Origin of the sequence: Gluconacetobacter azotocaptans, assembly GCF_014174355.1 — a bacterium.
Classification (GTDB): domain Bacteria; phylum Pseudomonadota; class Alphaproteobacteria; order Acetobacterales; family Acetobacteraceae; genus Gluconacetobacter; species Gluconacetobacter azotocaptans.
Map to the genome: position 1 here is coordinate 39,810 of NZ_JABEQF010000007.1, position 14,231 is coordinate 54,040.

A 14,231-nucleotide genomic window follows, 5' to 3' on the forward strand; every position below is an offset into this window, starting at 1 on the left:
TGATATCGTCAAAAGAGCCATCAAAGACGTCCGCTGCCTTGCCACTCCACGATGTCGGCCGCCGTTCGGACGCGCGTCACCATCCCTTGTAGGAGGCGACATTCTTGCGATCGACGAGTTGTGGCGCCAGCAGTGTCACAGTCTGCGCGGGTTTCTTCCCGTTCATGAGGCCGTAGCCCGTCTGAACGCCCAGGGCCCCCTGTTCGGCCGGACTTTGGCTGGCGGTGGCCTGAATCAAGGTATCGGTCTTCAGCGCGTTGACGACGTCCGGCGAGCCGTCGACCGACGTGATGACAATACCTGTCCGCTGCAACTGGCGGGCCGCAAGATTGGAGCCGATCGCCTGCGGATCGGATACGGTAAACAAACCCTGAAAATCAGGGTAGCGCGTCAGAGACCCCATCATGACATCCATTCCCCCGTCGCGGGAGATCTTGCCGTTCTGGTTGTCGGACAGGATCTTGATATCCGGATACTTGACCAGGGATTCCTTGCATCCGCTGACGCGCTCGATCACCGACGAGGTCTGCGGGCCGTTCTGGATAATGACATTTCCCTTGCCCCCGATGGCGGAGGCAAGATAGGCGCATGATGCCCTTCCCGCCTGCGTATTGTCGGTCTGGATCGTGGCGTCGGCGCCATCGGCCTCCACATCCACCGCCACCACGACGATCCCGGCCGCCTTCGCCCGTTTTACCGCCGCGTTGACCGCATGAGGATCGGCGGCAGCCAGCAGGATGAGATCAACGCCGGAGGCAATGAAATTGTCGAGTTGCGACGCTTGTTTGCCAAGGTCGTAATCCGACGATACCGCCGACACCCGCGCGTCCGGATTGATCTTGTGCGCGGCATCAGTTGCCCCCTTCACAAGGGACAGGAAATACGGATTACCCAGCGAACCGACCGACACCCCTACGGTGCGCAATTCCTTGGCATTGGCCATATGCGCACCGCAGGCCAGCATCGTTCCAATCAGCGCGATTTCTTTCAGGCACTTCATGTTTTTTCTCTTATCCTTAGCGCCGCAGAGTGCGACGCGTGATTGATGCCGCCACGCGGCAGATCAGAGGGTCTTGAGCATGCCGCCATCAACAAAATAGGTGGAGCCGACGCTGTAGCTCGCCTTCTCCGAACATTGGAACACGAAGAAATTCGCCAGTTCCTCCGGCGTGCCAAAGCGCTTGATGGGCGCGTGCTCGTTCGCAACGCCCTGGAGATAGGCTTCCCAGTCGCCACCCGATTGCGCCGTCAGCTCCTTGGCCGTCTTGATCCAATCGGGTGTCAGAATCAGGCCCGGATTTATGCAATTGACGCGGATATTGTCGCCAATAACCTCCGTAGAGAGCGTCTTGGAAAACATCTGTAATGCCGCCTTCGTGACATTGTAGATCGGCTCGTACCACAGAGGCTGCGTCGCACAGATCGACGCATTATGAAGAATGACGCCCCCGCCGCGTCTTTTCATGCCTGGTACAAGACCGCGCGCCAGACGTACGGCAGCCATGACATGCAGGTCCCAATAGAATTGCCATTTCGCATCTTCCGCCTCCATGACCGTTTCATTGGAGCCGGTACCCGCGTTGTTGATCAGTATGTCCGTGCCGCCAAACCCGTCGTCGACGCCCCGAAGAACCGCATCGACCCCCTCCGCGGTCGCCACATCCGCCGCTATACCTATCGCCCGCACGCCGAAATCCGCAGACAATTGCCCTGCCGCCTCGTCCAGCCGGTCCTTGTGCCGCGCTACCAGCACAAGGTCGACGCCTTCAGCGGCCAACCCCTTCGCTACAGCCAGCCCGATACCGACACTGGCGCCCGTAATGACCGCAACCTTACCTTTCAGGCCCAAATCCATAATAATTCTCCTGATTTTCTCTATTGCAGGTGCTGGCCGTGCACGCCGGCCGACTTCTCGCCGTGGATTTCGCCTGATCCCGCCTCATGTTTCATCAGGCGACGGACGTCTCGCCTGTATCGTGAAGGGGTTGTCTGGCGAAGCTGGAGAAACTGCCTGTTAAAATTGGACAGGTTACTGAACCCGGTGGCCGCGCTGATGTCGGAAACCGATTGGTCCGTTGTCATCAGCAACTGACATGCCCTTCCGATCCTCAGCTTTTTCATAAAAGATACGAACGTGTCGCCAGTGGCGCGCCGGAACTGCCGAGAGAACGCCGACGCGGATAGCCCCACCTCTTTCGCCATTTCGGCTTGATTATAGAAAACGACGTTATTCTCTATTATGTTCCTTATTATCAAATCTATTTTTTCTGTCTCCATGTTATCCAAAGACAGATTCAGTCCTGCGCTGCATAATGTTCGACGCGGGCACCGGGCCAGATCGAGCAACAGATCGATAAGGGCAGGAATCCGCGCGGCATCATCCATCGTGCCGATTTCGATAAGGCGCGTACCAAGGCAAGCAACCGCCGGGCCAAGGAATTCGACCCCATATCGTGACGCCGAGAGAAGATCCTGCAGGACATCAAGTTCCGGGCAGAGCGTCATAAGCCCGTCAAACCATGAACGGCTGACCTGCAGAACCACATTGCGGTCCTGCACGACCTCGCCCGGTGTCACGTCACTAAACCAGCCGTGCGGCACATTCGGCCCGATCAGAACAAGATTTCCCGGCGTGAAAAATCCGAAATAGTCGCCAACCACATACTGACCACCTCCCTTGGTGATCAGATGCAGTTCATATTCGGGGTGATAATTCCATCGGGCACATGGCGCCGGATAATCATGCGTATGCCAGACAAAGCTATTGCGCGGCTCGCGACGCACAATTTCAAATACAGGTATCTCCGCACGCGCCTTTCGGGCCGAAGAAGTGCTGTATACCATTGTTTCTGTTCTTCTTCCCGAGCACAGGATAGATTTCGATGGGCGTTTTCCGGTTACGGACCCTACATCATCCGAATCTGCAACTTCACATCCGCAGGTCGGCCAGACGCCGCGCGCTCGAACGCCTCGATCGAGTCCGCGAAATTGTAGGTCCCTGAAATCAGCGGCTTCAGGTCGACCTTGCCCGACGCGATCAGCGCGATTGCCCGGTCATAGACATTGGCGTAGCGGAACACGGTCTCGATTGTGATTTCCTTGGCCTGGGCGGCAACGATGTCGAATGACACCTTGTCCACCGGCATCCCCACCAGCACCAGCGTACCGCCGGGATGCACGACGGCCAGTGCATCGTCATAGACGCGCGGGCTGCCGCTGGCCTCGAACACCACGTCCGCGCCCCAGCCTTCACCACATTCCGCCCGCACGGCATCGCGCAGCGAACTTTGCGCGACATTGACGGGGATGATGCCGGCATAGCGTCCCGCGATTTCCAGCTTCGGGGCCGCAATGTCCGACACGATGACTTTGCCTGCGCCGGCGCCAAGGGCCGCCAACGCCACCATTATCCCGATCGGCCCGCAGCCCGTCACCACGCAGGTATCGCCGGGCTTGATCTTCGCCTTCACGGCGGCCTGCACGCCGATCGCAAAGGGTTCGACCATCGCACCGTCGGCAAAGCTGACATTGTCCGGCAGGCGGTAGGTGAAGGCGGCAGGGTGCACCACCAGCGGGGTGAGACATCCATGCACCGGCGGCGTCGCCCAGAAGGTGACGGCGGGATCGACGTTATAGATACCGAGCTTCGATGCGCGCGAGGTCGGGTCGGGGATGCCCGGCTCCATGCAGACCCGATCGCCGACCTTCAGATTTGTGACCGCCGCGCCGATCTCCACCACGACGCCCGAGCCCTCGTGGCCCAGCACCATCGGTTCCTCGACCACGAAATGGCCGATCCGGCCATGGGTGTAATAATGCACATCACTGCCGCAGATGCCCACCGTGCTGATCTGCACCCGCACGTCGCGCGGCCCTAGCGTTTCGGGAATGTCGATGTCGCGCAAGGAGAGAACGTCCTTGCGTTCGAGAACGAGAGCGACGGCCATCATCTTTCCTCCCGCGGCCTTTTCGACGGGTCTGTCGGGGCCGCTTGTTGTTGCCCCAATTTAGAGACGAGCGCCGACGCAGGCGTCTAGATCGTTTTCTTCCGACGGCTGATACTCTTTTGCGTACTCCTCAAATCGTGATCCGGAATGGAAATTCCGTTCGGTTTGACTACCGCTCCTGGCGGGATCGTCGCCGCAGATTTGGAACATCGGGAAGTAACCCGCCCCGGAATTGCCGCGGCCTGTCATCTCGAATGATGCGGCCCTGCGGACCTAATCCAACAGGGCTACAGGGAGGCACAGAAGCCTGGCGCAGGATCTCGTGGACCTGCCGCCACCCCTGAGGCGTCGAGGCATAGTTCGCGCACGCGCGAATAACAGTCCAATTGGACCGGACTTGCCGAATGCAACGGTCTCGCGCCATCCGTTCATCGGATAATCCGGCCGTCAAAGGGCATTCATATCCTGCAGGTATTCGGCAAAGTCGGCTGTTGCAACAGAGAAGCGCCCCGTCAGGAAATATGTCGGCGATCTCTTCCATCCGATGGTCCACAAACCCCATCGGATGGATTGTCATGAGATATCAAATATTTATGCGCCGCTCCCGGACGGGACAGGGTACTCGGGGATCGGCAAGAATCACTCCACTCGATGGTCAATGGGTTTGAGTGCGCGTTGTAAGTATTGAGCTTTCCGCCCTCGCTCCAAACCCATACCAACTGCGATACCACCAGGGTAAGGGCGCTGGATTCGTGGATTCTATATGGTGATCCTTCCCATCATAAACGTGCGCGCATTGTAAACGAGCTTCGCGAGAATGCGGACCATAGGGCTGAGCTTCGCGGTGAGCCCGATCCGACAATGGGTTAGAACCATATCGTGGCCCCTATGACTCCAACAATGACTGTGAGGATCATCCGGTAATTCCTGGTGTCGAGGCATCAGGCGGAGGGGGCCAGGGCGACCCGATTGCAGTGGTCGTCGCGGCCGTCGTGACGGTATTGGCAGCCGGTTGAGCTTGACCCGTCAACCTCGCTAATGCCTCACGCCTTTGGAGGTCTTCGATTTGACGTTGCTGTTGCAGTGCATTTGGATAGTAGACGCGACTAAAATCATCCATCCGCAACTGATCCGCTATGCCGAGATCGATGGCCATCTCGCGGAGCAATTTACGGATGCGCTCATCCATCACATGAGGCGGAACATTGGGGGCACCCAAAGCTTGGAAAAGCTCCGCCCAGGCTTCACGCACTGCCGTAGAATGCGCAAACGCCACGTCAATCGAATTTAGAGCTCGCACCGAATCGTCAGCGTAGATTGTCGCGCGCGCCTGCATGATGGTCGTGAAGATATTGAGCTTAAAGCGGCGGACATCCTGGGCAATATCGCCCACCCGTCGCAGCGTCTCCGCCATTTTCGCGGCGGAAAGTGGGGCTCGCCAAGTGGCAATGGCTGCCGCGACGGCAGCGATGGCGCTAAGCCCCGCCGCAATGACGGCCGGATCGTTCCAGCTCATGTTAGCTTTCTCGTGTTAGAGACCGCATCTTTTTCAGCTTGACATTGACAGGACCAAGCGGCGTCTCGATTTTCAAGAAATCGAGTTGTTCAAACTCGCGCACCAGCGCAAGCGGGACTTCATAACTCATCCCCGACGGCCCCGACGTACCCCCTGGATAACGGTGCCATTGGGCGGCACCCGCACGGTGACTTTGCCGGTTATCGGCTCCGAGTCAGCACCGGGTAAATATTCACCGTCATAGAGCACTCCGAGCGGGTCAGCACCAACGATGATCCCACTTTGAAAAACGAACATCGCAAAGCCCTGTCCATTAGCGCCGGTCATGTAGGCCGCATACACGCCGTCAATCATTTTGGTCATGCGTGCTCTCCTGATTTCAGCCGAGACCTTAGCACCCCTTCATGCCACTTTCCCGAGCCCGGCTAAGACCTGCCGGAAGCTGGCCAACCCTGCTTCAAGGTTCTCGATGATCTCTTCAGCCAGCTCGTCCGGCTCGGGGAGGTTGTCGAGGTCGGTGAGGCTCTTGTCCTTGAGCCAGAAGACATCGAGGCTCGTCTTGTCGCGTGCGGTCAGTTCGTCATAGGTGAACTTACGCCAGCGGCCTTCGGGGTTCTTCACCGCATCCCATGTCGCCTTGCGCTTGTGGCGGTTCTGCGGGTTGTAGCATTTGATGAATTCCGCCAGATGCTCGAAGCGCAGCGGTTTCTTTTTCAGCGTGTGATGGATGTTGGTGCGATAGTCGTAATACCAGACCTCCTTCGTCCAGGGGGCTTTGGCTGCCTCGCGGTTGTCGAAAAAGATCACGTTGGCCTTCACGCCGTTGGCGTAGAAGATTCCTGTCGGCAGGCGCAGGATGGTGTGCAGTTCCGTGGTCTTGAGCAGGTTCTGACGCACGGTTTCGCCCGCCCCGCCCTCGAACAGCACGTTGTCGGGCACGACAACGGCGGCGCGGCCCGTGGTTTTCAGCATCGTGCGGATGTGCTGAACGAAATTAAGCTGCTTGTTCGAAGTCGTGGCCCAGAAATCCTGTCGGTTATAGGTGAGGTCGTCCGTCTCCTCCTCGCCAGCCTCGTTGGTGAAGCTCATGGAGCTTTTCTTGCCGAAGGGCGGATTGGCGAGCACATAGTCGAAGCTCTGCGCGCTGGGCGCGACCAGGGCATCGTTGGGCGAAATCAACACATCGCCGTCGATCTCGCCGATGTTGTGCAAAAACATGTTCATCAGGCACAGGCGGCGCGTGTTGGCGACGATCTCGTTACCGTAAAAGGTCTTGTGCTTGAGGAAAGTTTTTTGATCCCGATCCAGCCTGTAATTCGCGGGGTTGGTCAGGAAATCGTATGCGGCGAGGAAAAATCCGCCCGTGCCGCAGGCCGGATCGGCGATGGACTTACCCGGTTCCGGCCGAACGCATTCGACCATCGCCTTGATGAGCGCGCGCGGCGTGAAATATTGCCCCGCACCGGATTTGGTGTCCTCGGCATTCTTTTCGAGTAGGCCCTCGTAAATGTCGCCTTTGACATCGGCTCCCATGCTCACCCACTGCACCTCGTCGATCATGTCGATGAGGCGGTAGAGCTTCGCCGGGTCCTGAATCTTGTTCTGGGCCTTGGTGAAAATCTGCCCGAGCACATCCTTGCGCGTACCCAATTCGCGCAAAAGCGAAAGATAATGGGTTTCCAGCTCCGCCCCGCGCTTGGCCTTCAGGTTCGGCCAGGTGTATTGGGGCGGGATGCCCACATCGCGCTTGTAAGGCGGCTTGGCGTATTCATCCGCCATCTTCAGGAAGATCAGATAGGTAAGCTGCTCCAGATAGTCGCCATAGCCCACGCCATCGTCGCGTAGCGTGTTGCAGAAGCTCCAGACCTTGGAGACGATGGGGGCGGTGCTCATGCGGCCTCCTTCTTGCCGTTCTTGTTGGCAGGCTGCTTCTTCGACTTCAACCTAATAGCCTGTTCGCGTATCCGGCTCAGAAGCTCAGAGGCTGGCTCATCTCGACTATCTTGAGCGACCAACCGCCCCGAAAACGCCCTCTTGAATATCGCCAAGCGTAGCATTTCGTCTCGTTGAAGCCCGGCCTGTACCTCATCTTCCAGCCGCTCGATAATCGAAATTTTTGCCGCTAACTCATTGACGATTTTCTGTTGCTCTTTAACGGGAGCAAGCGGAAGCGTTATGTTTGAGACGCGCTCTTTATTAAGGGCTTTCTGATTATTCCCTGAGCCTAACGTGCGAGTGACTTGGTATTGGTATTGTAGATACCAAAATAAATATTCAGGGACGCAGTCGGTCTCAGAGATGCGGATGGCAGCGGTATTTTGGTTGTGGCACGCTGAGATGTCTAGAATAGCGGCCTGCCCACGTGTCTTACCTTCACCAATCATGGCAAGCATAACGGTACCAGGGGGGTGGACCACGGTCGATGTGTGGGCGAGGCCGAGATCGGTAATTTGCTCTTTGGTCTTTTGAATTCGCTCAAAGCGAACTTCACCACTGCTCACCCAGCTAACACTGCCGCCCCAAAACTCACTTCGGCTGCGACTTGGCGTCGCCCCAACGTATACGTCGAAAAGCTCGCCGAGCCGAATCCAAGCCCATACATCCGGCAACGTTGTAAGCTTTTCACGTTCTTCAGTAGACAAGGCATCCGTGTCCTTCGGATTGCGCGCGGCCTTACGGGTGCTCAGGCGCTTCCCTTGTCTAGGGGCACGCTCAGCCTGTATGCGAGCCACCAGCTCTTGGGCTGTCTCGAAAGCAGAGTTCTGATGAGTCCGCCATTCTTTCGTGAGTTCTCCCTCATAAGCAGATCGTAACACTACATGCCGATACAATTTTAGCTGCTTTTGTGCTAGCAGGAGAGCGTCGCGCGCGCTGTCCTGCTGGGTTAGAAGAGTCTCAATTCTTTCTACGATCCGACGCTGTTCATTTATCGGAGCAATCGGGAAAGCATAATTCCACAACAAATCAGGGTCGACATGTGGTGTTCCGCTGCCCTTTGCCCTTGAATTTATCTCAAGGTATTTGGATTGAAGAAAATAATAAGCGTAATCATTGATCATTCCGTCAAATCGGATTCGCACTAACGTGCTGCCAAGCGCACCCTTTACTCCTCGTCCAACCAACCCGGACCGGGAACCGTCCCACACCATGAGGAAGTCGCCCTCGTCGCAGAACCTGCATTCGTCACCGTCGGTCCAACTCTTCACCTTACCTTCTTCAAAGGCCGCAATGTCGATATAGGGAAAGCGAAAGCGCTCGTTTGGTTGTTCACTTTCGCGCTTTGGCTTCTTCCCCTTTTCGCTTTGCACAAACTCGCCAAGGCGCACCGTGGCCCAGGACGTCGGGAGGAGTTTGTGCGCTCCTTGCTCGGAATTCATACCGCTAACGCTTCGTTCAATTCGTCGATGACGCTATTCATGCCCGCACCGAAAAGCTGATACATTTTTCCAAGGCCGCCCTTGGCGTCGAAGGGCGACATGTCGAGGTCGTCGTGCTCGACATGGAACGATGTGGCGATGTGGTCGCGGACCATGCGCAGCCAGTCCATCTGCTCCTCGGTGAATTTCTCGCCCGCACCGCTGTGGCGCTTCAAAATCCAGTTCTGGAAGTTGCGTCGTACCTTGTCGGCATAGGGCGCGAGCTTGGCGTCGATCCCACAGACACGGCGGATCAGCGCCACCAGCGCGGTCAGTTCGTTCACCGGATCGCTGCCTTTGTATTCGTCGAGCAGCGCATAGGCCCGCCAGACCCGGAGCGGAGCAAGTTTGGGCCGGTCGGTTTTGAGCGCATCGAGGACAGCCTTAACCATCGCGTAGGTGACGTGCGAGCGGCGTGCCGGCTGGCTGTAGAAGATGGTCAGCGCCTCAATCGCGTCGCGATGCTCCGCAAGATAATCGGCAAATTCCTTGGCCATCGCCTCGGCGTTTTCCTTGGCGTCGCCGTCCCAGCCCTGGCCGATCACGGTATCGAGATTGTCGTGGTCGATGGTCTGTTCCTTCTCGCGGCGGATGCCGTCGATCAGGTTGATGAGCGGCCCGGTGAACACGTTTGCCGCCTGTCCAACGAGCTTGTCCCGGGCCTGTTCGCGCTGCGCGTCGGTCGGCTCACCACCCGCCGCTTTGACCGCCTCTTCCTCAATGCGGTCGGGGTCGATGGCGTCGAACAGGCGGCGCACGATTTCATGGAGGGGGACGCCGCCCGCCGTTTCCGCGATACGGGCCTGTTCCTTGTCGTCGAGCTGCTTGTCGAGCCGCGCCAGACGACCCGCCAGTGAGCTTACGGTGTCCTCGTCGCGAACGCCCATCATCACGCCGGTGGCGAGGTCTTTCAGGGGCACATGGGGCTTGGTGATGATCGGCTCGCTGGCCGTCTTGCAGGATTTGGTGACGCCGATGGCATCGACGATGACGTAGTGCGTCTTGGCGGTCTTGGCCGACGGCGTAACCTTCTTGAGGCTGTCGGCGTCAAGGGTGCGGGTGCCGCGTCCCTTCATCTGCTCGAAGTAGTTGCGACTCTTCACGTCGCGCATGAAGAGGAGGCATTCGAGTGGCTTCACGTCCGTTCCCGTGGCGATCATGTCCACGGTCACGGCGATGCGCGGGTTGTAGTTATTGCGGAACTGCGCGAGGACGGATTTCGGGTCTTCCGTGGCCTGGTAGGTGATCTTCTTGCAGAAGTCGTTGCCCTGCCCGAACTCCTGGCGGACGATGTTGATGATGTCGTCGGCGTGGCTGTCGGTCTTGGCGAAGATCAGGGTTTTGGGAACCTCTTCGCGGCCGGGGAAGATCACGGGCAGGCTGTCGCAGAAAGCGCGAACGACCGTGCGGATTTGGTCGGGGTTCACCACGTCGCGGTCAAGCCGGGTGGCGCTGTATTGCTCGTCTTCGTCCTGACGCTCCCAGCGCTTCTGGCGCGTCAGGCGTTCGCGCTTTTCGACCTGCTGCTGCGCCTTGATCTGCGCGCCCTGGCGCGTGATCTGCGTATCGATGACATAGACCTCGTTGCCGACATTGACGCCATCGGCCACGGCGCGTTCGTGGCCGTATTCGCTGACAACGTTCTTGTGGAAGAAACCGTAGGTGCGGTTGTCCGGTGTGGCCGTGAGGCCGATCAGCGTGGCGTCGAAATACTCCAGCACCTGCCGCCATAAATTGTAAATGGAGCGGTGGCACTCATCGATGACGATGAAGTCGAAGAACTCCGGCGGAATCTTCGGGTTATAGACGACCGGCAACGGTGCTTTGCCGCGCACGAGGCGTTCGGCAGGGTTGCCTTCCTCGACGCTTTCATCCAGCGGCTCGTCCTTGAGGATGGAATACATCCGCTGGATGGTGCTGATGCACACTTGGCTGCTGCCCGCGATGAACGGCGAGCGCAGGCGCTGCACGTTGTATAGCTCGGTGAACTTCCTGTTGTCGTCGTTCGGAAGGTAGGACATGAACTCCTGCTCGGCCTGTTCGCCGAGGTTTTTCGTGTCGACCAAAAACAGAATGCGCTTGGCGTCCGCGAACTTGAGCAGGCGATAAACGGACGTGATGGCGGTGAAGGTCTTGCCCGATCCGGTCGCCATTTGCACAAGCGCACGTGGGCGGTCTTCCCGGAACGATTTCTCCAGATTCCGAATCGCCGTGATCTGGCAATCGCGCAAGCCTGCGGGATCAAGCGGCGGAATGTCGTGCAGCCGTGCCCGCAGGGATTTGGGCTTGGACAGCCATTCGGCCATTGTCTCGGGCCGGTGGAAGGTGAACACTTCGCGCGAGCGGGGCTTGGGATCGCGCCCGTCCGTGAACCGCGTGATGACGCCCGTACTTTCGTACACGTAAGGCAGCGGTTCCTTGTTGTTGACCCACTTGAGCTTGGCGGAGGCGTAACCGGACGATTGATCCTCGACTGTCGTGATCTTGTGGCCCCAATCCTTGGGCTTGGCCTCAATCACGCCGACGGCACGGCGATCCACAAAGAGCACGTAATCGGCGGGGCCGGTGTCGGTCTGGTATTCCCGGACGGCGATGCCCTGACCGACGGACCAGTCGAGGTCCTTCATGTTCTGAACATGCCAGCCCGCATCGGCCAGGTGCTTGTCGATCTGGTCGCGCGCGAGCTGTTCCGGGTTCTGGTTGGCGGCTGGCGTCATCGTCCCCGCAACCCGTCAAGAAGCAGGCGCACGGTGTAGCCGTCCGTAAGCGGCCGGCCGGGGTCCTTCAAAAGCTGGCCTATCTTAACGCGCGTGAACGCTTCACTGGCCACCTTTCGACGCCCCCTTGGCCCTCGTTTCCCCCTTGTCCGTGCGCCCAGAGTGCATGGAAAGCCGTTCATATTCTTCTGCCGAGACGACCACCACAACGCCGCGCCCGTGCTTCTCGATCAGCACCGGCTCCGCGCGCGCGGTGTCGATCAGCAGCCCAAAGCCGTTCTTAGCATCGCGTGCCGACATGGTTTTCATGGTCCGTCCCGCCGCAAACCGATAACGCATTTAGGCTAAAGTAGCTCTTATTGGCAATGCTGACTTTGGCGACGTGGACATAGACCGCAAAAGGATGTCGCTGCGCTACGCGGGGTTTCGTGCCGCCCTTTCGCTACCGCAGATCTGCATGGTGATGACTCGGCGAGTCGCAGCATCATATCGGAAAACCGGTCTTGAAAGCGGAGTTTTAAGGATGATCCGATGTAGGCGGTCCCTTCATTGATCTTGGAGGATGGTTTTTAGATTGTACGAAACGCTAAGCGTGACTTAGCTAATATCGAAAAATATGAACTCGACATCGGTTTAAAAATATGCCAGAATGTCAAGCATGAGTATACGTTCTGGCGGCAAACTAAACCGACTCCAGCAGGAACTCCCCGAGGGTCTCCTGGCCGACGCCGCCTGGATGGAGGCTCACGGCTACTCGTCGGCGCTGCGCAGCCAGTATGTTCGCGCGGGCTGGCTCGATAGCCCCACCCGGCGGGTCTATCGCCGCTCGCGCACACCACTCACCTGGCAGCAGGTGGTCGTCTCGCTCCAGACGGTGCTGGACCTTCCGCTCACCGTTGGCGGGCGTACCGCGCTCGAACAGCAGGGTTACGCCCATTACCTTTCGACAGCCATGCGCGAGATTCATCTTTACGGGCCGAAGCGTCCGCCGACCTGGCTGGCAAGCCTGCCGCTCAACGTGACCTTTCATTGGCACAACAACCTGCGGCTGTTTCCCGGCGACACCGGCGCACCGCCCGAGCCAAGCCCCGTCATGGTCGGCGCCGGCGGCCTGATCCTGCCACTCCGCTATTCCAGCAAGGAGCGCGCCGTTCTCGAATTACTCGACGAACTGCCCGAGCATGAGAGCTTCCATCAAGCCGATGCCTTGATGGAAGGGATGAGTGATCTGAGCCCGCGCCGCCTGCAAACGCTGCTGGAGGCTTGCGCCAGCGTGAAGGTGAAGCGGCTCTTTCTGTTCTTCGCCGACCGCCACCGCCATGCGTGGCGATCCCGGCTCGACATGTCCCGCGTCGATCTGGGTTCGGGCAAGCGCGTCCTCGCCAAAGGCGGCAAGCTCGATACGCACTACAACATCACCGTGCCGTCCGACCTTGGAGGCCCATGAAGTTCATGGCCTTCCTGGAGACATATCGGCAGCAGGTCGCCCTGCTCATTCGCGTCCTTCCTTTCGTCGCGGAGGAGCGGGCTTTCGCGCTCAAGGGCGGCACCGCGATCAACCTGTTCGTGCGCGACATGCCACGCCTCTCCGTGGACATCGACCTGACCTATCTGCCGGTTGAAGATCGAGCCACATCGCTCGTGGCAATCGACGCCGCCATGCTGCGGATCAAGGAACGGATCGAACGAGTCCTCCCCGCCGCGAGAGTCAATGCTTCGCGTTCCGCCGATGAGAAGATCGTCACCAAGCTGATCGTTCGGGCGAGCGGCGTGCAGATCAAGATCGAGGTGACGCCGGTGCTCCGCGGTGCGGTCTATGATCCCGTCGTAATGAGCGTGGTTCCCGTTGTCGAAGACGCCTTCGGCTTCGCCGAAATGCAGATCGTGTCATTCGCCGACCTCTATGCGGGCAAGATCGTGGCGGCCTTCGACCGACAGCATCCGCGCGACCTCTTCGACGTGCGCGGCCTGTTGGCGAACGAGGGCATCAATGACGAGCTGCGCCGCGCCTTTCTGGTGTACGTCATCAGCCACAACCGTCCGATGGCCGAAGTTCTCGCCCCGACCCGCAAGCCGCTGAGCGAGGAGTTCGCGCGGGGTTTCACCGGCATGACGCAGGAGCCTGTCGCGCTTTCGGACCTTGAGACCGCGCGGGAAGCGATCATCGCCGCGATGGTCGCCGCCATGCCCGAGGATCATCGGCGCTTCCTCGTCGGTTTCAAGCGAAGCGAGCCGGATTGGGAGCTTCTCGGGATACCCGAAGCGCGGCATCTACCCGCCGTCATGTGGAAGCAGCGTAACCTCGCCAAACTGACCGCTGCAAAGCGACGCGAGTTGATCAATGCGTTGGAGCGTGTGCTCTTTCCCTGACCGTAACGCCCACCGAAGAGGCGTGTCCGTTGGCGACGCCGATGCTCACTTCTCCTTGAAAGCAAGTCTTCCCTTTCCGGCCCAGATTTCCCGCGCGCGTTCGCCGTCCTCGCTCTGGAGCTTATCGGCCATCCAGAGGAGCGCGCCGTAGATCATGGCGCGGTTGTCGCCGGTCAGCTCCACGATCCCGGCCTTGACGACGAGACCGCCGAGCTCGATCAGACGGTGCGTGCGGTGGCGACGCTTGATCTGCCAGTCGCGCATG

General features: G+C 58.9%; 13 protein-coding genes. 2 read left to right on the top strand and 11 right to left on the bottom strand.

The window, feature by feature from the left end:
• Nucleotides 1-76 precede the first annotated feature (76 nt).
• From HLH34_RS11170 to HLH34_RS11215, 10 genes are all read right to left on the bottom strand, one after another.
• On the bottom strand, nt 77-1,000 hold the full coding sequence (locus HLH34_RS11170) for an ABC transporter substrate-binding protein (protein ID WP_183119665.1): 924 nt from the start codon (nt 998-1,000) through the stop codon (nt 77-79).
• A gap of 63 nt (nt 1,001-1,063) precedes the next feature.
• Nucleotides 1,064-1,855: an SDR family NAD(P)-dependent oxidoreductase gene (locus HLH34_RS11175; protein ID WP_183119666.1), complete on the bottom strand. Its 792-nt coding sequence runs from the start codon at nt 1,853-1,855 to the stop codon at nt 1,064-1,066.
• A gap of 20 nt (nt 1,856-1,875) precedes the next feature.
• On the bottom strand, nt 1,876-2,844 hold the full coding sequence (locus tag HLH34_RS11180) for an AraC family transcriptional regulator (protein ID WP_183119667.1): 969 nt from the start codon (nt 2,842-2,844) through the stop codon (nt 1,876-1,878).
• A gap of 62 nt (nt 2,845-2,906) precedes the next feature.
• Nucleotides 2,907-3,947, bottom strand: coding sequence for an NAD(P)-dependent alcohol dehydrogenase (locus HLH34_RS11185; protein ID WP_183119769.1), 1,041 nt, complete (start codon nt 3,945-3,947; stop codon nt 2,907-2,909).
• A 913-nt stretch (nt 3,948-4,860) separates the two neighbouring features.
• Nucleotides 4,861-5,463, bottom strand: a complete 603-nt coding sequence (locus HLH34_RS11190; protein ID WP_183119668.1) for a DUF6680 family protein — start codon at nt 5,461-5,463, stop codon at nt 4,861-4,863.
• 126 nt (nt 5,464-5,589) lie between these two features.
• The gene (locus HLH34_RS11195; protein WP_183119669.1) at nt 5,590-5,826 is read right to left on the bottom strand and encodes a hypothetical protein; all 237 of its coding nucleotides are present in this window, start codon (nt 5,824-5,826) and stop codon (nt 5,590-5,592) included.
• A 39-nt stretch (nt 5,827-5,865) separates the two neighbouring features.
• Nucleotides 5,866-7,356: a type I restriction-modification system subunit M gene (locus HLH34_RS11200; RefSeq protein WP_183119670.1), complete on the bottom strand. Its 1,491-nt coding sequence runs from the start codon at nt 7,354-7,356 to the stop codon at nt 5,866-5,868.
• A complete protein-coding gene (locus tag HLH34_RS11205; RefSeq protein ID WP_183119671.1) occupies nt 7,353-8,840 on the bottom strand; it encodes a restriction endonuclease subunit S in 1,488 nt (495 codons plus the stop codon). The genes HLH34_RS11200 and HLH34_RS11205 overlap by 4 nt, the downstream gene beginning before the upstream one ends.
• On the bottom strand, nt 8,837-11,596 hold the full coding sequence (locus tag HLH34_RS11210) for a type I restriction endonuclease subunit R (RefSeq protein WP_183119672.1): 2,760 nt from the start codon (nt 11,594-11,596) through the stop codon (nt 8,837-8,839). The genes HLH34_RS11205 and HLH34_RS11210 overlap by 4 nt, the downstream gene beginning before the upstream one ends.
• A 102-nt stretch (nt 11,597-11,698) precedes the next feature.
• Nucleotides 11,699-11,905 (bottom strand): type II toxin-antitoxin system Phd/YefM family antitoxin, encoded by a 207-nt coding sequence (locus HLH34_RS11215; protein WP_183119673.1) that lies wholly within the window; start codon nt 11,903-11,905, stop codon nt 11,699-11,701.
• Nucleotides 11,906-12,254: 349 nt separating this feature from the next.
• Here HLH34_RS11215 and HLH34_RS11220 point away from each other — a divergent pair, with 349 nt between their 5' ends.
• Nucleotides 12,255-13,043: a type IV toxin-antitoxin system AbiEi family antitoxin gene (locus HLH34_RS11220; RefSeq protein ID WP_183119674.1), complete on the top strand. Its 789-nt coding sequence runs from the start codon at nt 12,255-12,257 to the stop codon at nt 13,041-13,043.
• Nucleotides 13,040-13,966, top strand: coding sequence for a nucleotidyl transferase AbiEii/AbiGii toxin family protein (locus HLH34_RS11225; protein ID WP_183119675.1), 927 nt, complete (start codon nt 13,040-13,042; stop codon nt 13,964-13,966). Before HLH34_RS11220 ends, HLH34_RS11225 begins: the two co-directional genes overlap by 4 nt.
• Before the next feature lie 45 nt (nt 13,967-14,011).
• On the opposite strand, the gene HLH34_RS11230 is transcribed toward HLH34_RS11225, so the two are convergent.
• On the bottom strand, nt 14,012-14,230 hold the full coding sequence (locus HLH34_RS11230; protein WP_183119676.1) for a conjugal transfer protein TraD: 219 nt from the start codon (nt 14,228-14,230) through the stop codon (nt 14,012-14,014).
• Nucleotide 14,231 lies beyond the last annotated feature (1 nt).